28 protein-coding genes are annotated in these 23,041 nt (G+C 68.6%); 13 read left to right on the plus strand and 15 right to left on the minus strand.

Going from position 1 to position 23,041, the window contains the following annotated elements; all coding sequences use genetic code 11:
* The first annotated feature begins 15 nt into the window (after positions 1–15).
* Positions 16–1,644, plus strand: coding sequence for an L-glutamate gamma-semialdehyde dehydrogenase (gene pruA, locus ABFX45_RS10875; RefSeq protein ID WP_346129363.1), 1,629 nt, complete (start codon positions 16–18; stop codon positions 1,642–1,644).
* On the opposite strand, the gene ABFX45_RS10880 is transcribed toward pruA, so the two are convergent.
* The 6 genes from ABFX45_RS10880 to aroA all read right to left on the minus strand — a co-directional run bounded on the left by ABFX45_RS10880 (position 1,626) and on the right by aroA (position 5,875).
* Positions 1,626–2,369: an NAD-dependent epimerase/dehydratase family protein gene (locus tag ABFX45_RS10880; RefSeq protein WP_346129365.1), complete on the minus strand. Its 744-nt coding sequence runs from the start codon at positions 2,367–2,369 to the stop codon at positions 1,626–1,628. The two genes, pruA and ABFX45_RS10880, sit on opposite strands and share 19 nt — an antisense overlap.
* Before the next feature lie 22 nt (positions 2,370–2,391).
* Positions 2,392–2,925 carry a hypothetical protein gene (locus ABFX45_RS10885; RefSeq protein WP_109639248.1) on the minus strand — a complete coding sequence of 178 codons (534 nt, stop codon included), beginning with the start codon at positions 2,923–2,925 and terminating at the stop codon, positions 2,392–2,394.
* On the minus strand, positions 2,922–3,371 hold the full coding sequence (locus tag ABFX45_RS10890; RefSeq protein WP_109639249.1) for a hypothetical protein: 450 nt from the start codon (positions 3,369–3,371) through the stop codon (positions 2,922–2,924). Before ABFX45_RS10890 ends, ABFX45_RS10885 begins: the two co-directional genes overlap by 4 nt.
* Positions 3,368–3,532: a hypothetical protein gene (locus ABFX45_RS10895; protein ID WP_170155133.1), complete on the minus strand. Its 165-nt coding sequence runs from the start codon at positions 3,530–3,532 to the stop codon at positions 3,368–3,370. The genes ABFX45_RS10890 and ABFX45_RS10895 overlap by 4 nt, the downstream gene beginning before the upstream one ends.
* Positions 3,533–3,609: 77 nt before the next feature.
* Entirely contained in the window at positions 3,610–4,608 is a 999-nt protein-coding gene (rsgA, locus tag ABFX45_RS10900) for a ribosome small subunit-dependent GTPase A (protein ID WP_346129368.1), read from the minus strand.
* A 1-nt stretch (position 4,609) separates the two neighbouring features.
* Entirely contained in the window at positions 4,610–5,875 is a 1,266-nt protein-coding gene (gene aroA, locus ABFX45_RS10905) for a 3-phosphoshikimate 1-carboxyvinyltransferase (RefSeq protein ID WP_346129370.1), read from the minus strand.
* Between the two features lie 85 nt (positions 5,876–5,960).
* On the opposite strand from aroA, the gene ABFX45_RS10910 reads away from it, so the two are divergent.
* Positions 5,961–6,695 carry an SOS response-associated peptidase gene (locus ABFX45_RS10910; RefSeq protein WP_346129372.1) on the plus strand — a complete coding sequence of 245 codons (735 nt, stop codon included), beginning with the start codon at positions 5,961–5,963 and terminating at the stop codon, positions 6,693–6,695.
* Positions 6,692–7,303 carry an alpha/beta hydrolase family protein gene (locus ABFX45_RS10915; RefSeq protein WP_346129374.1) on the plus strand — a complete coding sequence of 204 codons (612 nt, stop codon included), beginning with the start codon at positions 6,692–6,694 and terminating at the stop codon, positions 7,301–7,303. Before ABFX45_RS10910 ends, ABFX45_RS10915 begins: the two co-directional genes overlap by 4 nt.
* Here the strand turns inward: ABFX45_RS10915 and ABFX45_RS10920 are convergent.
* Positions 7,300–8,157, minus strand: a complete 858-nt coding sequence (locus ABFX45_RS10920) for a DUF7916 family protein (RefSeq protein ID WP_346129376.1) — start codon at positions 8,155–8,157, stop codon at positions 7,300–7,302. The genes ABFX45_RS10915 and ABFX45_RS10920 overlap by 4 nt on opposite strands.
* Before the next feature lie 65 nt (positions 8,158–8,222).
* Here ABFX45_RS10920 and ABFX45_RS10925 point away from each other — a divergent pair, with 65 nt between their 5' ends.
* Positions 8,223–8,765: a DinB family protein gene (locus tag ABFX45_RS10925; RefSeq protein WP_346129378.1), complete on the plus strand. Its 543-nt coding sequence runs from the start codon at positions 8,223–8,225 to the stop codon at positions 8,763–8,765.
* Positions 8,758–9,348 (plus strand): VOC family protein, encoded by a 591-nt coding sequence (locus ABFX45_RS10930; protein WP_112226955.1) that lies wholly within the window; start codon positions 8,758–8,760, stop codon positions 9,346–9,348. The genes ABFX45_RS10925 and ABFX45_RS10930 overlap by 8 nt, the downstream gene beginning before the upstream one ends.
* Here ABFX45_RS10930 and ybaK read toward each other — a convergent pair.
* Positions 9,345–9,821, minus strand: a complete 477-nt coding sequence (gene ybaK, locus ABFX45_RS10935) for a Cys-tRNA(Pro) deacylase (protein ID WP_109639257.1) — start codon at positions 9,819–9,821, stop codon at positions 9,345–9,347. The genes ABFX45_RS10930 and ybaK overlap by 4 nt on opposite strands.
* 50 nt (positions 9,822–9,871) lie before the next feature.
* On the opposite strand from ybaK, the gene ABFX45_RS10940 reads away from it, so the two are divergent.
* On the plus strand, positions 9,872–10,537 hold the full coding sequence (locus tag ABFX45_RS10940) for a sigma-70 family RNA polymerase sigma factor (protein WP_109639366.1): 666 nt from the start codon (positions 9,872–9,874) through the stop codon (positions 10,535–10,537).
* Positions 10,534–10,794: a mycothiol system anti-sigma-R factor gene (gene rsrA, locus ABFX45_RS10945; RefSeq protein WP_109639258.1), complete on the plus strand. Its 261-nt coding sequence runs from the start codon at positions 10,534–10,536 to the stop codon at positions 10,792–10,794. Before ABFX45_RS10940 ends, rsrA begins: the two co-directional genes overlap by 4 nt.
* Positions 10,795–10,856: 62 nt before the next feature.
* Here rsrA and ABFX45_RS46405 read toward each other — a convergent pair whose 3' ends face one another.
* On the minus strand, positions 10,857–10,931 hold the full coding sequence (locus ABFX45_RS46405; protein ID WP_096498094.1) for a 50S ribosomal protein bL37: 75 nt from the start codon (positions 10,929–10,931) through the stop codon (positions 10,857–10,859).
* Between the two features lie 124 nt (positions 10,932–11,055).
* Here ABFX45_RS46405 and ABFX45_RS10950 point away from each other — a divergent pair, with 124 nt between their 5' ends.
* Positions 11,056–12,534, plus strand: a complete 1,479-nt coding sequence (locus tag ABFX45_RS10950) for a sensor histidine kinase (RefSeq protein ID WP_109639259.1) — start codon at positions 11,056–11,058, stop codon at positions 12,532–12,534.
* 142 nt (positions 12,535–12,676) lie between these two features.
* On the opposite strand, the gene ABFX45_RS10955 is transcribed toward ABFX45_RS10950, so the two are convergent.
* Together ABFX45_RS10955 and ABFX45_RS10960 are read right to left on the minus strand one after the other, a co-directional pair.
* On the minus strand, positions 12,677–12,931 hold the full coding sequence (locus ABFX45_RS10955) for a WhiB family transcriptional regulator (RefSeq protein ID WP_015104912.1): 255 nt from the start codon (positions 12,929–12,931) through the stop codon (positions 12,677–12,679).
* Positions 12,932–13,175: 244 nt separating this feature from the next.
* The gene (locus tag ABFX45_RS10960) at positions 13,176–14,117 is read right to left on the minus strand and encodes a diacylglycerol/lipid kinase family protein (protein WP_346129382.1); all 942 of its coding nucleotides are present in this window, start codon (positions 14,115–14,117) and stop codon (positions 13,176–13,178) included.
* A 250-nt stretch (positions 14,118–14,367) separates the two neighbouring features.
* Here ABFX45_RS10960 and ABFX45_RS10965 point away from each other — a divergent pair, with 250 nt between their 5' ends.
* The 3 genes from ABFX45_RS10965 (at position 14,368) to ABFX45_RS10975 (ending at position 16,545) form a co-directional block, all read left to right on the plus strand.
* Positions 14,368–14,787 (plus strand): hypothetical protein, encoded by a 420-nt coding sequence (locus ABFX45_RS10965; protein WP_346129384.1) that lies wholly within the window; start codon positions 14,368–14,370, stop codon positions 14,785–14,787.
* Positions 14,788–14,869: 82 nt separating this feature from the next.
* Positions 14,870–15,583 (plus strand): S1 family peptidase, encoded by a 714-nt coding sequence (locus ABFX45_RS10970; protein ID WP_109639262.1) that lies wholly within the window; start codon positions 14,870–14,872, stop codon positions 15,581–15,583.
* Between the two features lie 158 nt (positions 15,584–15,741).
* The gene (locus tag ABFX45_RS10975) at positions 15,742–16,545 is read left to right on the plus strand and encodes an SAM-dependent methyltransferase (RefSeq protein WP_346129387.1); all 804 of its coding nucleotides are present in this window, start codon (positions 15,742–15,744) and stop codon (positions 16,543–16,545) included.
* Positions 16,546–16,638: 93 nt separating this feature from the next.
* On the opposite strand, the gene ABFX45_RS10980 is transcribed toward ABFX45_RS10975, so the two are convergent.
* The 4 genes from ABFX45_RS10980 to ABFX45_RS10995 all read right to left on the minus strand — a co-directional run bounded on the left by ABFX45_RS10980 (position 16,639) and on the right by ABFX45_RS10995 (position 19,805).
* A complete protein-coding gene (locus ABFX45_RS10980; protein ID WP_346129389.1) occupies positions 16,639–18,114 on the minus strand; it encodes a glycoside hydrolase family 28 protein in 1,476 nt (491 codons plus the stop codon).
* Positions 18,115–18,248: 134 nt separating this feature from the next.
* Complete coding sequence (locus ABFX45_RS10985) at positions 18,249–18,593, minus strand: DUF5684 domain-containing protein (protein ID WP_346129391.1); 345 nt, start codon at positions 18,591–18,593, stop codon at positions 18,249–18,251.
* Positions 18,594–18,735: 142 nt separating this feature from the next.
* On the minus strand, positions 18,736–19,209 hold the full coding sequence (locus ABFX45_RS10990; protein ID WP_346129393.1) for a GNAT family N-acetyltransferase: 474 nt from the start codon (positions 19,207–19,209) through the stop codon (positions 18,736–18,738).
* Positions 19,209–19,805, minus strand: a complete 597-nt coding sequence (locus ABFX45_RS10995; RefSeq protein ID WP_109639265.1) for a histidine phosphatase family protein — start codon at positions 19,803–19,805, stop codon at positions 19,209–19,211. Before ABFX45_RS10995 ends, ABFX45_RS10990 begins: the two co-directional genes overlap by 1 nt.
* 68 nt (positions 19,806–19,873) lie before the next feature.
* Here ABFX45_RS10995 and ABFX45_RS11000 point away from each other — a divergent pair, with 68 nt between their 5' ends.
* Positions 19,874–20,029, plus strand: a complete 156-nt coding sequence (locus tag ABFX45_RS11000; RefSeq protein ID WP_346129395.1) for a hypothetical protein — start codon at positions 19,874–19,876, stop codon at positions 20,027–20,029.
* Between the two features lie 321 nt (positions 20,030–20,350).
* Positions 20,351–22,870 carry an alpha/beta hydrolase family protein gene (locus ABFX45_RS11005; protein WP_346129397.1) on the plus strand — a complete coding sequence of 840 codons (2,520 nt, stop codon included), beginning with the start codon at positions 20,351–20,353 and terminating at the stop codon, positions 22,868–22,870.
* Positions 22,871–23,041 lie beyond the last annotated feature (171 nt).

The following is a 23,041-nucleotide window of genomic DNA, read 5'->3' on the forward strand; positions in this document are numbered from 1 at the left end:
TGCCACGATGGGGGAATGGACGCCGTAACGTCTGCACCCGAACCGGTCAACGAGCCGGTGCACACCTACGCTCCTGGTAGCGCAGAACGCGCCAGTCTGCAGGCGCGCATCTCAGAGCTTGAAGGCATCACCCACGAGCTGACCATGACCATCGGCGGTCAGCAGCGCATGGCTGGTGGCGATCGCGTCGACGTGGTTCAGCCGCATGATCACCGGCACGTGCTCGGTGTGACCGCACAGGCGACGAAGTCCGATGTCGCGGAGGCCATGCGAGCTGCCCAGCACGCTGCGCCGGGCTGGCAGGAGCTGCCGTACGACGAACGCGCAGCGGTGCTGCTCAGGGCGGCCGAGCTGCTGAGCGGGCCGTGGCGCGACACGCTCAACGCCGCCACGATTCTCGGGCAGTCGAAGTCCGTGCAGCAGGCCGAGATCGACTCGGCGTGCGAGCTGATCGACTTTCTGCGGTTCAACGTCCACTTCGGGCGGCGGATCCTCGAGGAGCAGCCGGCGAGCAGCCCCGGCGTGTGGAACCGGATGGACCACCGGCCGCTCGACGGGTTCGTCGTGGCGATCACGCCGTTCAACTTCACGGCCATCGCCGGGAACCTGCCGCTCGCGCCCGCGCTGATGGGCAACACCGTGGTGTGGAAGCCGTCGCCGACGCAGCAGCTCGCCGCGCACTACACCATGCGGATGCTCGAAGAGGCCGGTCTGCCGCCGGGCGTGATCAACCTCGTCACCGGTGACGGCCAGGCGGTGAGCGAGGTGGCGTTGCGGGACAGGTTCTTCGCGGGACTGCACTTCACCGGGTCCACGCGCACGTTCAAGGCGCTGTGGCAGACCATGGCGAGCAACCTCGACCACTACCGCGCCTACCCGCGCGTCGTCGGCGAGACCGGTGGCAAGGACTTCGTGCTGGCGCACGCTTCCGCTGATCCCAAGGCTCTCGTCACGGGGCTGGTTCGCGGCGCTTTCGAGTACCAGGGCCAGAAGTGTTCGGCGGCGTCGCGGGCGTACGTCGCGCAGTCGTTGTGGGAGAGCGAGGTTCGTGAACGGCTGCTCGACGTCACGAAGTCCCTGTCGTACGGCGATGTGACGGACCTGTCGGCGTTCGGCGGCGCGGTGATCGACCACCGCGCGTTCGCAAAGCACAAGGACGCGCTGCTGATGGCGTCCGCGTCCACCTCGGTCGAGGTGCTGGCGGGCGGCACGTGCGACGACTCGGTGGGCTACTTCGTCGACCCGACGGTGCTGCTGGGCACCGACCCGCACCACGACATCTTCACGACCGAGTACTTCGGCCCGATCCTCGCCGTGCACGTCTACGAGGACGCGGACTTCCCGAACATCATGGAGACCATCGAGAACTCCACGCCGTACGCGTTGACCGGCGCCGTCTTCGCGCGCGACCGGGCGGCGGTCGCACAGGCGCACAAGGCTTTGCGGTTCGCGGCGGGCAACTTCTACGTCAACGACAAGCCGACGGGCGCGGTCGTCGGGCAGCAGCCGTTCGGTGGCTCGCGCGGCTCCGGCACCAACGACAAGGCGGGCTCGATCTACAACCTGCAGCGCTGGACGAGCCCGCGTGCCATCAAGGAAACGCTGGCGCCGCCGACGGATCACACCTATCCGCACATGGGCTGAACCCGTGGTTTCCAGCCGGTGGCGTCGGTGAGCTTCGTGCTCACCACCCGCTGCGACCGCGCGAAGACCTCGAACGACGCGGCGAACCTGCCCATGAACTTCGGCAGCCGCGTGATCCCGAGGTCGCGCTTCAACACCGGCGACCCGACGTTGTAGATGCCCGGAGGCGCGTCCAGCACCGCGATGGCCGCGGCTGCCGCGTCTCCGGGGTGCACGACCGACATCCACCCGTCGCCCACGAGCACCGGCGGCGACATGGCCTCGCCGCCCATCAGCAGCCCGATGCGCAGGAACACCCCGCCGGGGTGCCCGAGCACGTTCCGCTGCGCCTGCACCGAGCTCGCGACGTGCCCGACCGGCTCGATGGGCGCTGTCTCGTCGAGCTCGCGGTCGCCGCCGTCCGCGTACACGAACGAGATGCCCTCCTGCACGATCCGTTCGACGCCCGCGCGCTGAGCCGCCTCGACGAGCGCGGCGCTGCCCTCGGTGCGGATGCGGTTGTTCTCCGCCCAGGCACTGGCCATGACCGCCTTCGCGGTGAGCGGGATGCGGGTGGCCAGGTTGATGACGGCGTCGTAGCCCGTGAGCGCCTTCACGAGCTGCCCTGCGTCGAACATCGAGGTCGTGTGCCGGTCCAGCACCCCCACCTCGTGTCCCGCCGCCCGCAGCCGCGGCACCGCTTCCCGTCCGAGCACACCCGTCGCACCGATCACGAATACCTTCATGACCAGTGGACGAGACAGCGCGTCAGGACGTGACAGGCACTCGGGCGAACGCATCCTTCGCGTGTTCCTGCACGATGGAAGCGACCTGGTCCGCGTTGCCGTCCGGCAGGCGCACGACCACCTTCAGCGACTCGGTCGCGTTGATCGCCACGAGCGTCGTGCACTCCATGCCTTGAGGCGTGGCGGCACACGACGTCGCTGCCGAGTGACCGTCGCCGATCAGCATCTCCACGGCCTTGTCCGGCCGCACATAAGCGTCCCCGAACGCCACCAGGACCATCATGTCCTTCTCCGTGCCGGGACCCACCTGCATCAGGCAGGACCGCGGGACGGCCGGGTGCGGCTGAGGGCTGCCGAACAACGTCCCGCCGAGGTCCGCGGCGGTGAGCATCTGGCACGGGTCGGCGCCGGCGAGCTTGCGCGGTGTGTCGATGCGCGGCGAGGTCGTGGCGACCGTCGTCGTTGTCGTCTCGGTCGTGGTGCTGGAGGGCGCGGTCGCCACCGGTGCGGCGCTGCAGCCCGTGAGCAGAAGCACGAAGGGCAGCCAGCGCCTCACTTCGGCAGCCTTTCCAGTGCCTTGGCAGCGAGACCCTGGGTGACCTGTCCGACCACGTTGAGGTCGTGGCTGCGCTGGACCACCTTCAGCCCGATCAGCTGACCGTCCCGCGCCTCGACGACGCCCTCGCACGTCACCGTCCCGGACTCATCGGTGCAACGGCGGGTCATCGGGTGGTCGTTGACCACCGCGCCGTAGCCACCGTCGGACAGCAACGGCTGCGACGCGTCCGCGAACTTCTCGGTCCGCAGCGTCAGCCGCACGGTCAGCGAGTCGAACGTGAAGTCGCACGCCCGCTCGCCCTTGGCCGCACCCTTGAGGTTGCCCGCGTCGCCGGACGCGAGCAGCGTGCACGGGTCGGTGTCCTCGAACTTCGGGGGAGCGGGCTGTTCCGCGGTGCACGCCGTCAACGCCACCAGCGCGACGAGTCCCAGGTACCTGATCACGACACCAACTCTCGCAGGATCGCGACGGTCTTGGTGCGAGCGACCATCCCGATGTCGTACCCGGGCGGTGTCCGCTCGGCGCTCACCGCGAGGACCCGGTCGGCCGACGGTTCGGTCACCACGACACCGGTGCTCGTCTGACTCCGCGGGTCGGACGTCACGCCCCACCACCCCGGCCACCAGCGAGAGAACCCCCAGCTGTCTGTTCACGCCGGAAGTGTGACTGACGGGCGCAAGCTCAATCCGCGTGGTCGTCCAGCCCCGCGCGGGACGCGAGCAGCCGCCGCAACGACGTCAGGCGGCCGGGCGCGTCCGGCACCAGTTCGTCCAGCATGCAGCCGGGGTCCTCCGGCGCACCCAGGTGGCCGCAGCCGGGCGGGCACTCCTCCGCCGCCTCCGCGAAGTCCGGGAACGCCTTCACGATGTCGTCCGGCGTGATGTGCGCGAGGCCGAACGAGCGGATGCCCGGGGTGTCCACGACCCAGCCGCCTTCCGGCAGCCGCAGCGCCACGGCCTGCGTCGAGGTGTGCCGGCCCTTGCCGACGCCGGACACCACGCCCACCGCCCGGTTCGCGTCCGGCACCAGCTTGTTGACCAAAGTGGACTTGCCGACGCCGGAGTGGCCGATCAGGCACGACACCGTGTCCGTCAACCTGGCGCGCAGGGCGGCTGGCTCCTCGTCGAACCGCGTCACGATCACCGGCACGTCGAGCTCGGTGTACAGCGCCAGCAGCTCGTCCGCGGAAGCGAGGTCCGACTTCGTCAGGCACAGCACCGGTTCCAGGCCGCCCGCGTAGGCGGCGACCAGGCACCGGTCGATGAAACCCGTGCGCGGCGGGGGATCGGCCAGCGCGACCACCATGATGAGCTGGGAGGCGTTCGCGACGACGACGCGTTCGAACGGATCGGTGTCGTCCGCGGTCCGGCGCAGCACCGAGGTCCGCTCCTCGACGCGCACGATCCGGGCCAGCGTGTCCGGCTGACCCGACGTGTCACCGACGATGCCGACCTGGTCGCCCACCACCACGGGCGTGCGGCCGAGTTCGCGCGCACGCATGGCGGTGACGATGACACCGGACTCCAGCGCACACGTCCAGCGGCCCCGGTCCACGCCGATCACCATCGCGCTCTCGGCGTCGGCGTGTTCGGGCCGTCTCTTGCTGCGTGGCCGCGTGCCCTTGCCGGGGCGCACGCGAACGTCGGACTCGTCGAGCTTGCGCCAGTCCCGCTTGCTCACTTCAACGCGCCTCCGTGAGCATGGCGTTCCACATGCCTGGGAAATCGGGAATCGTCTTGGTCGTGCTGCCGATGTCGTCCACCGAGACGCCCGGCACCACCAGCCCGACGATCGCGCCCGCGGTCGCCATCCGGTGGTCGGCGTAGGCCTGCCACACCCCGCCGTGCAGCGGCGCGGGTTCGATGATCAGGCCGTCCTCGGTCTCGGACGCGTTGCCGCCCAGCGCGTTGATCTCGTTGACGAGCGCCGCGATCCGGTCCGTCTCGTGGCCGCGGATGTGCGCGACACCGCGGATGACCGTCCGCCCCTCGGCCAGCGCCGCCAGCGCCGCGACCGTCGGCGTCAGCTCGCTCTCGTCGTGCAGGTCGATGTCCAGACCGGACAGCTTCGCGGGGCCGCGCACCGTCAGACCCTCGTCCGACAGCTCGACGGAACAGCCCATCCGCTGCAGGATGTCGCGCACCGCGTCGCCGGCCTGCGTGGTCCTGGCCGGCCAATGCGGAACCGTCACCTCGCCACCGGTCACCGCGGCCGCCGCGAGGAACACCGTCGCGTTCGACAGGTCCGGCTCCACGTGCCACGTGCGCGCGGCGATCGGGCCCGGCTCGACGTGCCACAGGTTCGCTTCGGTCTCCACCCGGACGCCGGCCGAACGCAGCGTCTCGACCGTCATGTCGATGTGCGGCAACGAAGGCACGGGCTTGCCGTCGTGGCGCACCGTCACGCCCTTGTCGTACCGCGCACCGGACAGCAGCAGCCCCGACACGAACTGCGACGAGCCCGACGCGTCGATCGTCACCTCGCCACCGGCCAGCGATCCCGTGCCGCGCAACGTGAACGGCAGCGCGTCGCCCTCGACGTCCGCACCCAGCGAGCGCAACGCACCCAGCACGGTGCTCATCGGCCGCTTGCGTGCGTGCGGGTCGCCGTCGAACCGGATCTCACCCTCGGCGATCGCGGCGGCGGGCGGCAGGAACCGCATGACCGTGCCCGCGAGGCCGCAGTCGACGTCGGCCGGTCCGCGCAACGGGGCGGGCGTCACGTCCCAGCCACCGTCCTCGCGATCGGCGAAACCCACCCCGAGGGAGGAGAGCGCGGCAGCCATCAACACGGTGTCCCGGCTGCGCAACGGCGCGTGCACCGCGGAGGGCCCGTCGGCCAGTGCCGCGAGCACCAGAACGCGGTTCGTGATCGACTTCGAGCCGGGCACCGGCACGGTCGCGTGGACTGGGCCGGCTGCGCTGGGGGCTGACCAGTGCTGAGTCATGCGTGAATGATCCCGCATGGCCGGTGGCGTGGCTCGCACAGGTGTTCCCGACGTGCGACGATGACGACTTCGGAGGTGATCGGTTTTGTGTGGTAGGTACGCCTCCACCAAGGACCCGGCGCTGCTGGCGGCCGAGTTCGACGCGGTGGACGGAACCGGCGACGAGGCGCCAGGGGCGGACTACAACATCGCTCCCACCAAGCACGTCATGGCGGTGGTCGAGCGCAAACCCGCAGAAGACGCTGCCGAGGTGGAGCGCAGCATTCGCGTGATGCGCTGGGGCCTGGTCCCGCACTGGGCCAAGGACCTCTCCGGCGCGGCCAAGATGATCAACGCCCGTGCGGAGAGCGTGCTGGAGAAGCCCGCCTACAAGCAGTCCGCGATGAAGCGCCGCTGCATCCTGCCCGCCGACGGCTGGTACGAATGGCAGCCGGGCGAGGGGCGCAAACAGCCGTACTTCATCACCCTCGGCGACGGCGCTTCGCTCGCGATGGCCGGCATCTGGTCGGTGTGGTGGAAGGACGACGTCCCGACGGTCACGTGCGCGGTGCTCACCACGGACGCCATCGGCGCGATGACCGAGGTGCACCACCGCATGCCATTGCTGCTGCCTCAGGACCGTTGGTCGGCGTGGCTCGACCCGACGTCGCAGGACCCGTCCGAGCTGCTGGCCCCGGATCCCTCGATTGTCGACGCGCTGGAGTTGCGTCCTGTGTCGATGGCGGTGAACAGCGTGAAGAACAACAATCCGTCTCTGATGGAACGCGTCTCTCTCAACGAAGAAGAGAAGCCCTCACCCACGTTGTTCGAGCTGTCGTGACGACGCTGTTGGTGGACACCCCGCACGGTCCGGCGCGGGCCTCACTGCACTGTGCCCACGAACCGCGCGCGGCACTGCTGCTGGGCCACGGCGCCGGCGGTGGCGTCGAAGCCCCGGATCTGGTCGCCGCGTGCCACGCCGCGAACGCCGTCGGCGTGCACGTGGCGCTGATCGAGCAGCCGTACCGCGTCGCGGGCCGTCGTGCCCCCGCACCGGCCACGCAGCTCGACACCGCCTGGCTGTCCGTCGTCGACGACCTGGGCGAGCGCTGGTTCGACGGCCTTCCCCTGGTGTTCGGGGGCAGGTCGTCGGGCGCGCGGGTGGCCTGCCGGACGTCGGTCGAGGGGCAGGCGGTGGCGGTGCTGTGCCTGGCGTTCCCGGTGCACCCGCCGGGCAAGCCGGAGAAGTCCCGCCTGGCGGAGCTGGACGGTGTCGAGGTCGCCACCCTGGTCGTGCAGGGCGAGAACGACCCGTTCGGCCTGCCCCCGCGAGGCCATCATCGCGAAGTGGTGCTGCTGAAGGGTGACCACTCGCTGAAGGCGTCCGTCGCGGACGTGGGCCGGTCCGTCGGCGAGTGGCTGGACCGCGTGCTCAGGCCGTTGGACTAGCGCGCCATCCGGGTCCACGTGTGCCTGCGGCCCCGGACGGCCACCGAGTAGGCGTAGAGCAGCTCGGGGTCGCCCATGCCCGGCAGGAAGCAGTCGCCGATGTGGTGCGCGTCGACGCCGATCTCCTTGGCCGTCAGGGCCAGCTGCGGCACAACGTTGGTGTGCGCGCCTTCCTGTGACGTACCGATCGCGCCCATGACGATCGCGTTCTTCTCGTGGACGGCCGCGACGGCTTCGGCGGCGGCCTCTCTCGTGACACCGGGCAGCGTGCCGGGGATCGGGAGGATGACGCCGTCCGCGCCAGCGTCGACGAGGTTCGCGAGCTTCCGCGCGGTGATCGGCTCCGGGTGACCCGCGTGGTGCATCTTGCCGACCCAGAGCGCGGCGTCGGTCCGGATCTCCTCGGTCGCCCTGGCCATGCCGCCGAGCGAACCGTCGGTGCTGGGGTTGGCGGTCAGCACGATGAGCGCGGCACCGGCGTCGGCGAGCCGCTGAGCGTTGGCACGAGTGGCCTTGCGCAGTTCGGGAACGGTGCCCGGCTCCAGGTTCACGCCGATCGGACGGCCGATCTTCTCAGCCAGCGCGTGCAGGCCGGGCAGTTCGCCGAGACCGGGGAAGCGGAACGTCGTGCCGTCCCAGACCCGGTCGATCATGTTCAGCACGATGACGTCGGCACCGAACGCGGCCATCAGCTCGGCGTTGTGCACGCCGGTCTGGCCGTCGAACGACAGCGCGGCGCGATCCGCGAACACCTCGGCGACCATGGTCCGTCCCTCGGACGCGGCCACCGCCCTGGTGAGGTCCTGGCCGCGGAGGGCGGCGAGCCCGGTGCGGTCGAGGTCGAGGATGCGCATGCCTGCCTCCCTGAATGGTCTAAACCATCTGGTGGCACTGTACGCAATGGGCTGTGATCACGCCCATGACCGACTTCGACGAGCAGGGCCGCCCGGAACCACCGATGGACGGCGACGAGCTCGCCACCCTGAGCGGCTTCCTGGAGTTCCAGCGCGCCACCCTCGCGTGGAAGACCGCAGGCCTCACCGCCGAGCAGTTCAACGCGACGACCGCGAAGTCGTCGATGACGCTCGGCGGCATGCTCAAGCACCTCGTGTACGTCGAACAGCAGTGGTTCCACGTCGTGCTGCACGACCGCGAGCCGCTGGAGCCGTGGGCGGGCGTCGACTGGAAGGCCGACAACGACTGGGACTGGCACTCCGCCGCTCAGGACACCCCGGAGCAGCTGATCGCTCTGTGGCAGGAGGAGGTCGACCGCTCCCGCAAGGCCGTCGCGGAAGCCCTCGAAACCGGTGACCTCGGCCAGCTGGCCAAGCGTGCGCCGTGGCGGGACGGCCGGGTGCCGAGCCTGCGCTGGATCCTGACCCACATGATCGAGGAGTACTCGCGGCACAACGGCCACGCCGACCTGATCCGCGAGGCGATCGACGGCCAGGTCGGTGAGTAGGCCGATCACCGCGGCGGAGTTCCACGCGGCCGAGGGCGTTGCCGACTGGCGGGTGCTCACCTCGGGCGCGTGTGCGTACTTCCGCGGCACGTTCGACCAGATCAAGCACCTGGTCACGGACACGGCGGACATCCGGCCGGACGGCATCACCGTCCGCCTTCCGCTCACCGAGGCGAGCATCGACGAGGCCCGGCGCATCTCCGCGAGGGCGCGCGAGCTCGGTGCCACTCCGGAACCGGTCCGGCTCCAGCACGTCGGCCTCACCCTCGACGCACTGGTCAGCGCCGGCGTCATGCCGTTCTGGCTGGCGGTGCTCGGGTACGAGCCGGAAGGCGACGAGGACGTCGTCGACCCGCGCGGGCAGGGACCCGGCATCTGGTTCCAGGACATGGACGTGCCGCGAACAGACCGCAACCGCCTGCACATCGACGTGTCGGTACCGCACGACCAGGCTGAGCAACGCGTCCAGCAAGCGTTGCGAGCGGGCGGCACCCTCAAGGACGACAGCCACGCGCCGAGCTGGTGGGTGCTGGCGGACGCCGAGGGCAACGAGGTCTGCATCGCCACCTGGGTCGGACGCTAGGCGCTGATCGACGCCACCACGGCACCGGTCAGCCGCACCAGCTCGGCCGGCGCGATCTCCACCTCGAGTCCGCGCCGCCCGGCACTGCAGAACATCGTGTCGAAGCCCAGCGCCGACTCGTCCACCACGATCGGCAGCCGCTTCTTCTGCCCCAGCGGGGAGATCCCGCCCGCGACGTACCCGGTGGCGCGTTCGGCGTCGGCGACGACGGCCATCTTGGCCTTCTTGCCCTTCAACGCCGCGGCGAGACCCTTCAGGTCGAGCTGCGCGGTCACCGGCACGACGCCGACCGCGAGCTTGCCGTCCACTTCGGCCACGAGCGTCTTGAAAACGCGTTCCGGCACCAGCCCGAGCGCCTCCGCCGCCTCGAGCCCGTAGGACTCGTGGCGGGGGTCGTGCTCGTACGAGTGCAAGGTGTGCGCCACCCGCTGCTTGTCCAGCAGCGCTGTGGCGGGCGTCCCACGTCCGGCCATGCGGAATTACTACCAGCACTTCCGTTGTTACCCAGGACGTGGTGACGAACATGCTCGAGCGGCCCCGCGTAGCATCACTACCGACCCAGGACCATTGGGAAGGGAGCGCGGTGCCCGCCACCGGCACAACGGAGACGACGGCGGAGCGTGCCGCGCGTTTCGAGCGCGACGCGATGCCGATGCTCGACCAGCTGTACTCGGCGGCCTTGCGCATGACGCGCAACCCGGCTGATGCCGAGGACCTGGTGCAGGAGACGTTCCTCAAGGCCTACTCGGCGTTCGAGTCCTTTTCGGAGGGCACGAACCTCAAGGCGTGGCTGTACCGGATCCTCACCAACACCTACATCAACGGCTACCGCAAGAAGCAGCGTCAGCCTCTCCAGCAGCCTACGGACGAGATCACTGACTGGCAGCTGGCGCAGGCGGAGAGCCACACCTCGACCGGGCTGCGCAGCGCAGAGGTCGAGGCACTCGACAACCTGCCCGACAGCGACGTCAAGGAAGCATTGCAGCGGTTGCCGGAGGAGTTCCGGATCGCGGTCTACCTCGCCGATGTCGAAGGCTTCGCGTACAAGGAGATCGCAGACATCATGGGCACCCCGATCGGCACGGTGATGTCCCGGTTGCACCGGGGCCGTCGCCAGCTCCGCGACATGCTGGCCGACGTCGCACGTGAGCGTGGTTTCCTCCGAGGCAACAACGGAGACGGGTCATGAACTGCGGCGAACCCCACGACACCGATTGCTCAGAGGTCCTGTCCGAGGTCTGGTTGTTCCTCGACCAGGAGTGCGACCAGCAGCGTCGTCAGGCCCTGCAGACGCACCTCGACGAGTGCCATCCGTGCCTGGAGCAGTTCGGGCTGGAGGAGCACCTCAAGGCGCTGCTCGCGCGCAAGTGCGGCGGGGATCTCGCCCCGTCGGACCTGAAGGCGCGCATCCGCGCCACGATCGTGGAGATCCGCAGCGAGGGCTGAGCTCTCGCCCGCAAACGTAAAGGCCTGGTCACCGAGCTGGTGACCAGGCCTTTTCGCAGCACTCAGGCGTTGGGGCGCTTCCCGTGGTTCGCGCCACCCTTCTTGCGGTCGCGGCGCTTGCGGGCACGCTTCGACATCTGTGTCTCCTAGGATCGAACTGCTTCACCCACACGTCGGCTGGGCCGACCTGCTGGTCACTGATTCAAAATGGTCGGCCCAGCCGACCAGTCGAACACAGTGACATCTTGACATGGAGGAGTTCTGAGCACGCTCACGGACCTGCTGGCCGAGCACACGAAGCTCTCCGGTGCCGCCGTCGACCACCTCCAGCTGGTCGTCGCCGAGTGGCAGCTCCTCTCCGACCTGTCGTTCGCGGACTTCCTCATGTACGTGCCGCTGGACAACCAGAAGTTCCTCTGCGTCGCGCAGGCCCGTCCGACGACGGCACCGACCGCGCACCCCGAGGACGTCGTCGGCAGCGAGGTGGCCGCCGAGGAGCACCCGCAGCTGCGCCGGGCCATCGACGAGTCGCGAATCTGCCGCGAGGAGGACCCGCGCTGGCACCTGGGTGTGCCGGTGCGGCGCGAAACCATCCCGGTGCGGCTGGGCGCCCAGGTCATCGCGGTGCTGAGCCGCAGCACGAACCTGGCGGTGCCGCGGGTGCCGTCGCCGTTGGAGATCTCGTACCTCGGCAGTGCGGCCGACCTGTGCCAGATGATCGCGGACGGAACGTTCCCCGCGCCCGAGCCGTCGCCGGACGTGCACACCAGTCCGCGCGTCGGTGATGGCCTGATCAGGCTCGATCCGTCCGGTGCGGTGGTGTTCGCGTCGCCGAACGCGCTGTCGGCGTACCACCGCATGGGGCACGCCTCGGACCTCGTCGGCGTGCACCTGGCGCCGTTGACCCGCAGCCTGATCGGGGACCCGTTCGACGCCACCGAGGTCGCTCAGCGCATAAGGCAGGCACTGGACGGTCAGCCGTCCATGCGCATGGAGGCCGAGTCACGGCGCGGTGCCGCAGTGCTGTTCCGTTCCTTGCCCCTTCGGCCACGTGGCCAGGCCGCAGGTGCGATCGTGCTGTGCCGCGACGTCACCGAGGTGCGCCGGCGTGACCGCGCGTTGATGTCCAAGGACGCCACGATCCGCGAGATCCACCACCGGGTGAAGAACAACCTGCAGACCGTCGCGGCGTTGCTCAGGTTGCAAAGCCGCAGGTTGACGAACCCGGAGGCGAAGGAGGCGCTGGCCGAGTCGGTCCGCCGTGTGACTTCCATCGCACTGGTTCACGAGACGTTGTCGATGTCGGTCGACGAGCGAGTCGATCTTGACGACGTGGTCGACAAGGTGATCCCGATGATGAGCGACGTGGCGGTCACCGAGACCCAGGTGAAGGTCCGCCGCGAAGGCGGGTTCGGGATCGTCCCTGCCGAGATCGCGACCCCGCTGGTGATGGTCCTGACCGAGCTCGTGCAGAACGCGTTCGAGCACGCCTACGCCCCTGGCCAGCGCGGGGAGGTCGTCGTGCACTCCGAGCGGTCCGCCAAGTGGCTCGACGTGACGATCTCCGACGACGGGAAGGGGCTTCCGCCCGGTTTCTCCCTGGAGCGCACCGATCGTCTCGGTTTGCAGATCGTTCGGACCCTTGTTGATTCCGAATTGAGAGGCTCGTTGAGCTTGCGGCGAAGGCCCCGAGGCGGTACAGAGGCGGTCCTGCGCGTACCGCTCAGAGGGCGGCGCTAAACTAACGCCGTGCACACGTGACGACCAGCCTCAGCGGTCTCACGTGGTCATGCGGGAGGGTGTGCAAACAAAAGAAGAGCCCGACACCTGGCACGGTGTCGGGCTCTACTTTTTTAGCTGAACTTCGCGGCTAACTGCCTGGTCAGGCGTTGCTGCGAGCCCGCGTACGGGCGTTGCGGCGCTTGAGAGCGCGGCGCTCGTCTTCGCTCATCCCGCCCCAGACGCCGGCGTCCTGGCCGCTCTCGAGCGCCCACGCGAGGCAGTCGGAGACGACGGGGCAGCGGCGGCAGACGGTCTTCGCCTCGGCGATCTGAAGCAGCGCGGGACCACTGTTCCCAACGGGGAAGAACAGCTCGGGGTCCTCGTCGCGGCAGATCGCGCGGTGGCGCCAGTCCATTGGAACTACTCCTCAGCTAGGCGCGCACAAGGGCACGCCGGTTGTCAGCGGTCGTTTTGGGGTGCTTGTGAATGCTTTCACGAACGGCTGGGATGTCAAGGGGTTAGCACTGACCCGGTGAGTGAACTCACCCAAAAGATCGACAGCGTTCACCTGGGGTTTAACGCTCTGCTGTCGCTCGATTGCAGTACATCCCGGGTGGGTACCGAGACAGTCACGAACCGATCACGGACCGTCAAGCCGCTTATACGGCAACAGTCAACGCGTCCGGGACCGCCCGGAACTCCACCGCAGTGGTCGTGCCGAGGAAATCACCGTCGACCTGGAGGTTGGCGGGCTCCTCGCACTTCACTCTTACATAACCGACGTCGTCGCGCCGAACGAGATTCCCGCCCTTTGGATTCCCGGTGGCGAGGACCTGGGCGATGTAGCGGCCGACGGTGGGCACGCGCAGGGTCTTGAGCGCGCTCAGACCCAGGCCTCCGTCGAACGACGTGCTGGGGTTGAGCTGGATCGCCCTGTCGCCGAAGTACGTCCACGGGTCGGTGTTCGAGACGAACACCATGCCGACATCGTCGAACGGCGGCTCTCCGGGAACTTCGACGGTGAAGTGCTGCGGCTTTCGGACGTTCTGCGCATAAGCCCTGACCGCGACGCTCAGATAGAGAGCGGGGCTCGCATTGCGGCCCTTGGCCCGCTTCTTCTCCACACCGGCGACGACGTCGGCGTCCAGGCCCATGCCCGCGTTGAAGGTGAACCAGCGGCTCTTGTCGCCCTCGATGACGTCCGCGAAGACCTGGCCGAGCCCGATCCGGCGCCGGGTGCCGTGCTCGATCGACTGAAGCAGGACGTGTGTGGCCTCGACGGGGTCGCGCGGGATCCCGAGGGCGCCCGCGAAGACGTTCGCCGAACCGCCCGGCACGACACCGATCATCGGCTTGTCGGGCCGTGGGCCACCACGCAGGACGCCGTTGACCACCTCGTTGACCGTGCCGTCGCCGCCGTGGGCGATGACCAGGTCGAACCCGTCCTCCGCAGCATGGCTCGCGGCGTCCGCCGCGTGGCCGCGGTAGCAGGTTTCGATGATCTCCAGCTTCACGTCGCTGGCGAGTGCGTGCGCCAACACGTCACGGCCTGCCGGCGTGGTTGTAGTCGCCTGCGGGTTCACCACGAGAAGAGCGCGCACTACTGCAGAGTAAGACAGTGCGTGACCGTCAGCGGCGCGCATGTCCTCCCTCAGGGTGGCCCCAGCTTCACGAAAGTGGCGCAAATCTCCCTTCCGCTCGCAGCGCGTAGGCCCGCAGCCGAGTGCACCCCGGACGACCGCCGGCTCGCTGAAGGCCCCTTGATCTTCCCTCGCCGGACGTGCCAAGTGAGACCTCCAACCGGGTGGCCTACGATCCGTGACCAGTACAGAACGTGAGGAAAGGTCTCCTGTGACCACTGGGACCCCGGCGCCGCCGCGCGCTGTGCGCACCGCCGCCGTGCTCACCTTGCTGCAGGGCCTGGGCGGGATCGCGCTGGCCGTTGCGCTTGTCGTGCGGGTGATTCAGGGTGCCCCGTCCGCGGCCCCGATACTCGGGGCCGCCGGTGTGCTCGTGCTCTGGTTCGGCGGGGTGATCTTCGCGTCGGTCATGTTGTTCTGCGGTCACCACGGCGCGCGCACGCCCGTCATCGTCACGCAGCTGCTGCTTCTGGGCTGTGCCTGGTACGCGTACGGGCCGTCCGAACAGCAGCTTCTCGGCTCGTTGGGCGGCATCTACTGCGTGGTCGTGCTCGTGCTGCTGTTCACCCGCGACGGTCGTCAGTGGGCCATGGGCCTCGCCGATGTGAACGAAGGCGACAAAGCCGACTAACGGAGGGTGGTCACGGTCACACGATCGAGTGAAGCTGTGCGTGGTTGCTTAACCACTCCCTGCACTCAAGAGGTGACCAACCATGCGTTTGTTGACCGCGATCGCGGGCGCCCTCCTGGCGGCGCTCTCCCTCGCCCCTGCTACGGCCTCGGCCGCCCCCGAGGACCCGGAAATGTCGCCGATGATCATCGGTGGCAGCTACGCGTCGAACTTCCCCTACGCGGCGCGTCTGTTCGCCAACGGGCGGGAGAACTGCTCGGCGACGAAGATCGCACCTCAGTGGATCCTGACCGCTGAGCACTGCGTGGCGTCGACTTCCGCCAGGTACACGTTCCGCGCGGGCAGCCTGGACCAGACGTCCGGCGGCGAGATGGTGACCGGTACTCAGGTCATCAAGCATTCGTCGGCCGACCTGGCACTGGTCAAGGTGACGCCGTCGATGTCCGGCCCGTTCTCCCCGCTCGTCGCGAGCGTTCAGAACGGCCAGACCGTGCAGCTCTACGGCTGGGGCGCCACCTGCAGGAACCAGCCGGAGATCAACTGCCAGTCCCGCTACCTGAAGGTCGCGAACACGCGGGTCACGAGCACCAACGGTCGGGACTACCGCGGTGGCGTCGCGATCAGCGTGTACCGCATCGACGGCATCGCTGCAGGTGGAGACTCCGGCGGCCCGATGTTCGCCAACGGCCGTCAGGTCGGCGTGGCGTCGACCTCGAACCGTGAGACCGTCTCGAACTACACCAGCATCAACCACGCCCCCTACCGCGACTGGATCCGGCGGACCGCGGGCGTGTGACACACCCTGATTGATCAGCGGTAACCCTGCGATGGCCCTCGGCTCCGGCCGGGGGCCATCACCGTGCGTGTTCACTAAATGGTGGATGGACACGAACGGAGTAGCCGGTTACCGTGCTGCCAGCGTTCGCGCCGCTCGGGAGCAGGGTGAGGTGCGCAGTGCAGGACGGCCCGAAGCGGGTGACGACAAACGGCGATTCAGAACGCCCAAATGTTGCCCGCCTGTTCGACTACTACCTCGGCGGCGCGCACAACTTCGCGGTTGACCGCGCCCTGGCCGAGGAGAGCATCAAGCGCTTTCCGGTAGCCGAGATGGCCCGCACGATCCGCTCCTTCTCCCGCCGCGTCATACGCCTGTGCGTGGAGGAGATGGGCATCCGCCAGTTTCTGGACCTCGGCAGCGGCATCCCGACCGCCGGCAACGTCCACGAGGTCGCCCAGTCCATCGACCCGTCCTGCAGCGTCGTCTACGTCGACCACGACCCGGTTACCGTGGCCCACGCCCGCACGATGCTGCGCGACAACCTGAGTGCCGCCATCGTCCAAGCCGACGTGCGCGACGTGGGCGCGGTGCTCCGCCACCCGGAAACGCGCCGCCTGATCGACTTCACGAAGCCGACCGCCGTGCTGATGGTCGGCATCCTCCCGTACATCACCGACGAGCCCGCCGGGATGGTGGCGCGCTACCGAGCCGCCCTGTGCGAGGGCAGCGTGCTGGCGTTGACGCACCTGACGAAGGACGTCGAGCCGGCTCTGGTGGACCAGCTGGTCGACCTGTCCGACGGCATGGGCTCCGAGATCGTGCCCCGCACCAAGCATGACGTGGAGGACTTCGTCTGCGGGCTCAAGCTGCTGGAGCCGGGGCTGGTGCTCGCCGCCCACTGGAGGGCGGACGGCGAGCTGCCCGGTACGTCTGCGGCGGCGGACGCCTCCACCTACGGCGCTGTCGGCGTCATCATCTAGTGGCGTGGCCCGGAACGTTGCCGGGCGAATTCGCGGTGCCGCGAGGTGCCCTGCTGAGCGTGAATCACCCAGCCAACGTTCCGGGTCGCGCCACTAGCTCGTCCTCGCCCGCAGCGCCTGCCCCGACGTCGACGTGCTGTCCGTGACCGACATTCCGCTGCTCTTGCGCCACAGCAGGTCGCTCGCGCCGGTGCTGCGTTCCACCTTCACCCCGTTCAGGGAGATGCCGGAAACGCTGTCCGTCGTGAACGCGGGACGCCCGTCGCCCCTGTCGAACTCCAGAGTGCTGTTCACGAACTTCACGTCGGAAGCGTTGCGGATCCAGAACCCGAACGCCGGCCGCACGCCGAAGATCCGCGGCGGGTACTCACCGGACACCTCCGGCGGCACGCGCGAGGCGTCCGACTCCTTGTGGTTGCCCGGCACCGTCAGCCGCACGTTGTCGAACGTCAGACCGGTGATCTTGGACTCCGCGCGGCCGGAGATCGTCGACGCGTACTCGGGGTCGCCGGGGATGTCGCGCGGTGCGGTCAGGTTCGTGCCGGTGATGTTGCGGTAGGTGATGTTGCGGATCTTGCCCGCGGGAGGGTTGCCGGGGCAGCGGCCGCGTTTGCCGATGTGGATGAAGATCGGCGAGGCGGTCTTGGTGAGCTGGATGTTGTCGTAGAGCACGTCCTCGATGACCGCGCCGTCCATCGACACCATGCCGAGGCCCGCCTTCGAGGCGCCGGTGACCTTGAGGTTGCGGAACTGGATGTTCTTGAAGCTGCCGCAGGTCTCCGAGCCGAACTGGATGGCGTTGTTCTCCGTCGACTGGATGGTCGAGTCGCGGACGATGTTGTTCTCGCTCAGGAAGGTCTTGCCGGTCGCGTAGTCGCTCTTGAACGCCACCGCGTCGTCGCTGGAGATGATCGTCGAGTTCGACAGCTCGACGTTGGAGCTGTTGATGAAGTTGATGCCGTCGCGGTCGTCAGGGGAGTCGACCGTGATGCGGTCGAGCTTCATGCCGTTGCAGCCGTTGGTGATGATCGCGAAGTGGCCGGCCTCGCGGAACGTCACGTCGGTGATGTTGACGTTCTTGCAGAACTTGAGCGACAGCATCTTGTCGCCCTTGCCCGCGGGAATGTTCTCACCGGTTTCCAGCTTGTTGGCGCCGTCGATCACGCCCTTGCCGGTGAAGTTGATGTTCTCGACGTTCTCGCCCCACAGCAGCGCGTTGCGGAAGTGGCTGTGCCCGAAGTCCTGGTACTTGCGGTAGGTGGGGTTCGGCTCCGGCGCGTCGATGCCGCTGCCGGACGCCACGATCCGCGCGCCCTGCTGGATGTTGATCGTGATGTTGCTCTTGAGGTGGATCGAGCGCGACAGGTAGGTGCCCGGCGGGATCTCGACCACGCCGTTGCCCGCCGCCGACGCCGCGGCGATGGCTTTGTCGATGGCGACCGAGTCGATCGCCTTGCCGTCGCCCTTCGCGCCGTAGTCCTTGACGTTGAAGCTGGCCGCCTTCGCCACGCCCACCGGTGCCACGACCACCGCTAGTGCGACGAACGCGCCGGTCAGTCGACGCCTCATCGTTGAGATGTCCTTCCTCGTCCTGCGTCGAGGGCGGCGGCAACTCGGCGTCTGAAACGTTCTGAAAACGGTTTCATCGCTGACCATAGTGAAGGCCGGGCCCGAAGTACAGACCCGGCCTGGTCGAGCTGTGATCAAGCTGCGGCCGGGCCGCGGTACTGCGCGCTGCCGAAGCCGAGCATCGGGTAGCCGACGAAGCCGAACAGCCACAGGCCGAAGAACCCGAACACGCCGCTCTTGCCGAACGACTTCGCGACGTCCAGCGACACGATGATCGAGATCACGAAGTTCACGATCGGGATGAGCAGCAGGATCAGCCACCAGCCAGGACGGCCGGCGACCTTCAGCCACACGTAGATGTTGTAGAACGGGATGATGGCGGCCCAGCCAGGCTTGCCGGCCTTGCTGAACGTGGCCCACATGCCGGCGATGACGAGCAGGGCGAAAGCCAAGCTGAAGATCAGGGGTCCGGTGCTCATTCCGGAGTCTTCGTACACGGTCTTCCTTCTTTCCACGCTTACTTGTGCCGGGGGATCGGCGTGCGGGGACGCTGCCAGCACCGTGCACTCGTCCTGTGTGGAATGGCTGTTTCGTGAGCCTTTCGAGACCTTCTGTCAACCTTCAGAGTGAAGAACCGAGCTTTTGCAGCGCTTCATCGGCTACTCGCATCACTGTCCACTCGTCCATTGGGATGGCACCAAGAGATTTGTAGAACTGGATACTAGGTTCGTTCCAGTTGAGCACCGACCACTGCAGACGCGTGTAGCCCTTGGCGACGCACTCCTGGGCAAGTGTTTCCAGAAGCTTCTTGCCCAGTCCGTTGCCGCGTTGCTCGGGCGTGACGTAGAGGTCCTCGAGGTAGATGCCGTGCACGCCGTCCCACGTCGAGAAGTTGAGGAACCACAACGCCATCCCGACGACCTGACCGTCCACTTCGGCCACATGGCCGAACAGCGCCGGGGTCTCGTTGAACAGCGCGGTGTGCAACTGTTCCGAGGTGAGGTGGCACTGCTCCGGCGCCCGTTCGTACAGCGCCAGCTCGTGCACGAGCTTCACGACCGCGTCGACGTCACGCGGTTCCACCCGCCGGATCATCACACCTCCCAGGCAGGCACGTTGAGCCTGCGCACCTGCGGGTCGCCCCGCTCGTCGCCCAGCTGGCAGGTGCCGGCCGGATCCAGTCCGAAGTGGACGCCCTGGTCGGGCGCCAGTCCCAGCCACGCCGCGATCAGCACTCGGCTGAAGTGGCCGTGTCCCACGAGCACCACGTCGCCGCCGGGCAGGATCTTGCGCACCTCGGCGAGCACGGTGCGGGCCCGTTCCTGGACCTCGGCGTGCGTCTCGCCGTTCGGCATCGGGTGCGACCACACCGTCCACCCCGGCACGCGCTCGCGGATCTGCGGCGTGGTGATGCCCTCGTAGTCGCCGTAGTCCCACTCCGCGAGGTTCTCGGTCGTCGCGGTGATCTCGAGCCCGGCCAGCTCGGCGGTTCTGGTCGCACGTTGCCGCGGGCTCGTCAGCACGAGCGCGGGCGCCCGGTCCGTACCCCGCAGCCGGGCGAGCGTGGCGCCCGCGCGGCGTGCCTGCTGCTCGCCCTCTGGCGTCAGCTCGATGTCAGTGCGTCCCGTGTGCCTGCCGCTCTCGGACCACTCGGTCTGGCCGTGACGCAGCAGGTAGAGGTGGGTGCTCACCTGTTCGATCCTAGGGAGTGACGGGAACCACGTTTGGGGCAGTGCCCCTGCGAGGTATCCCGGCCGCCATGACCGCCGATCACCCCGACCACGGCGCCCCCGACGAAGTAGATGCCCAAGAGATCCGCGAGGCCTTCGGGGTTCGCGTCGCTCGCATCAGAGCCGAACTGACCTCCACCTGGAACAAGCTGCGCCAGAACGAGCGTGACGTCAGGGACCACTGACCTCGTGCCGAGCTCCGCTGATGAGCGAGGGTGATCCCCGCCTGCTGGGCCGGACGGCGTAATACTCAGGTCGGGTTGTCGTTTTGATTGGCGGATTCCAGGCGAAACCATGTGCCGCGTGCTGTGCGGCGTCGCTAGAACGGAGTGGATCGTCCTTCAGAGGGGGACCCACGCATGCGCCGCACAGTCGCGCTTTTCACATCTGCTTTGCTCGTCGCGGTCCTACCGTCGTTGCCGGCTTCAGCCGCGCCGGAACCGCCGTCGCCCGCACCGGGATGGAGCGTCGCCGGCGACGTGATCCGGTGGACAGCTCCAGCTCCGATGCCACCGACGGACGCGGGCGTCGAGTTCTGGGAAGGTGACCGGCTCCTCGGCACCGCCAGGGAGTCGGCGGACCTCCGCACGTTCACGCTGGACGCCAAGCCGGCGAATCCCGCCGCGCTGCAGGTGCGGTCGGCGGGGCGCCGGCTGGACGTCGCGGAGCCCGCGCCACCGGCGAGCCTCGCCGCGCCGGAGCTCCCCGCGTTGCTGCCGCAGGCACCGGCCGATCCCGGCAAGCCGGGCCCGTACGCCACGAGCACGGGCGAGTACGCACTCGACCCGATCAAGCTGCCCGAGTACGCGGCACCGATCGAGATGGACGCCGTCGTCGTCGCGCCCAAGGACGCTCCCGGCAAGCGGCCGCTGGTGCTGTTCCTGCACGGCAGGCACTTCACCTGCTACAGCAAGACGAATCCCAACCAGATCGGCATGAGCTGGCCCTGCCCTGCCGGGCTGAGCGCCGTGCCGAGCCACCGCGGTTACCTGAAGGCGCAGCAGCTGCTCGCTTCGCAGGGCTACGTGACCGTCTCGATCTCCGCCAACGGCATCAACGCCCAGGACGCCGCGACCATCGACGCGGGCGCGCAGGGGCGTTCCTCCCTGGTGCGCCACCACCTGACGAAGTGGGCGGACTGGGCAGGCGCAGCGCGTTCGTCCGCGCCCGCCGCCGTGAAGTCCGCGCCGCCGGCTGACATGTCGAAGGTGCTGCTCGTCGGCCACTCCCGCGGTGGCGAGGGCGTCAACCGCGCCGCGACCGACAGCCTCAACCCGCCGCCAGGCGACACCGGCTTCAGCGGCCCGGTGCGCTGGAACATCCGCGGTGACGTGCTGATCGGCCCGACGATCTTCGGCCACAACCCGCAGCCCGACGTGCCGTCCGTGACGTTCCTGCCCGGCTGCGACGGTGACGTGTCCGACCTGCAGGGTCAGATGTTCGTGGACCAGACCCGCGGCGTCAGCCGTGGTGCCGCGTTGCACAGCGCGCTGTACATGGTCGGCGCCAACCACAACTACTTCAACAGCGAATGGACGCCCGGCCAGGCCGAAGCGCCGGCGTTCGACGACTTCTGGCCGGGCGAGCAGCCGGACGCCGTGTGCGCGCCGGGAACCGCCACCCGCCTGACCGCGGAGCAGCAGCAGACCGCGGGCGCCACCTACATCGCGGCGTCGGCACACCTGTTCCTCGCCCGCGACGAGTCGGTCCTGCCGCTGCTCGACGGCTCCGGCGTCCGCGCCCCGTCCGCCGACCCTGCGCGCGTCCTCTCGCACGCCGTCGGCGGCGACCGCAAGCCGTTCGTCGTGCCTTCGCTGGACACACAGGCTTCCGGCAGCGCAAGGGTGTGCGCCCAGGTCTCCACGGATCCGGCGGCCGCGTGCGGTGCAGTCCGCTCGCCGCACCTCGTCCGCTTCCGCTTCGCCTCGTCCCAGCCGGAGCGCCAGTCGATCGCGCTCAAGTGGACGGCTGCGGGCCAGGCGGCCGTGGTCAGCCCGGCCGCGCCGGTGTCGCTGCACGGTTCGAAGGAACTCGCGCTGCGCTTGGCCGTTCCGGCAAACGCCCCGGCCGCGCGTTTCGCCATCTCCGTGACCGACCAAAGTGGACAGAAGCGCTCGCTGGGCACGGTGTCGGTGACCGGTCTTCCCGGCACCGCGCGTCTCAGTGCGTTGTGGGCTCAGGAAGTCCGCGTCCCGCTGCCCGCGGGCGTGGGCAAGGCGACCGCACTGGAACTGGTCCCCGAGTCCGCCTCGGGCGAGGCGTTGCTCATCGACGCCCACGGCTGGGACAAGGGTCTCGTCCCGGTCGTGCCGGCCCGTCTCGGTCGCGTCGACGCCACCGTGACCTCGGTGGACGAGGGCAACTCGGGCACGGTGACGCACAACGTCGCCGTCACCGCCACCGCCACCGGCACCCGAACCGTCCGGCTCTTCTACAACGACACGACGAACACCCCGGTCACCAAGCTCGTGACGCTGAAGCCGGGCGAGCACCGCGTGGACGTGCCGATCACCTACACCGCCAACACGAAGTGGGGTCCCAGCACCCGCTATCCCGTCGGCGTCGTGGCGATCGACAACGCCGTGATCGGCGCCGCGTTCGGCGCCCTGCTGGTGCGCGACGACGACCCGGCCCCGAAGCTGACGGTGACCCCGGTCGCCGACAGCGTGAGCGAGGGCGGTGCGCTGCGCTGGAAGCTGACCTTGTCGGAGGCCGCGGACTCGAGCTTCACCCTGGTCGGACTGCCGCTGGCACCTGGCGTTGGGGAACTGTCCACAACGGACGTTGATGCCGAGTGGTTCTTCCAGAACTCGGGCGAGGAAGCGCTGCCCTCGCGGCCGTTGTCCTCCACCGGGCTTCAGCTGTGGGTGTCCGTTCCGCCGGGGCAGACGAGCGTGGAGGTCGTCGTGCCGACTGTGACCGACACCGAGGCCGAGGGTGAGGAGCAGGTCAAGCTGAAGTTCGAGGGGCGCTCGCCCACCGGGGTCGGGTTCGAGGTGACCGGCAAGGTGGCTGACGCCGCGTAATCCCTTGCGTTGCAAGTGAACGGTGCCGCTTCCGGTTCAGGAGGCGGCACCGTTTCTTTCCCGGATCTTCGGCGCTCGTTCCACCAGAGGTGCGGCGCCGGCGAGGCAACCGGGGCTGTCCGCGCCGCGCCGCTGAGTGGACGGCCGATGGCCGTGGTGATCTCCTGGCGT

Source organism: Lentzea roselyniae (assembly GCF_039537795.1).
Taxonomy (GTDB): domain Bacteria; phylum Actinomycetota; class Actinomycetes; order Mycobacteriales; family Pseudonocardiaceae; genus Lentzea; species Lentzea atacamensis.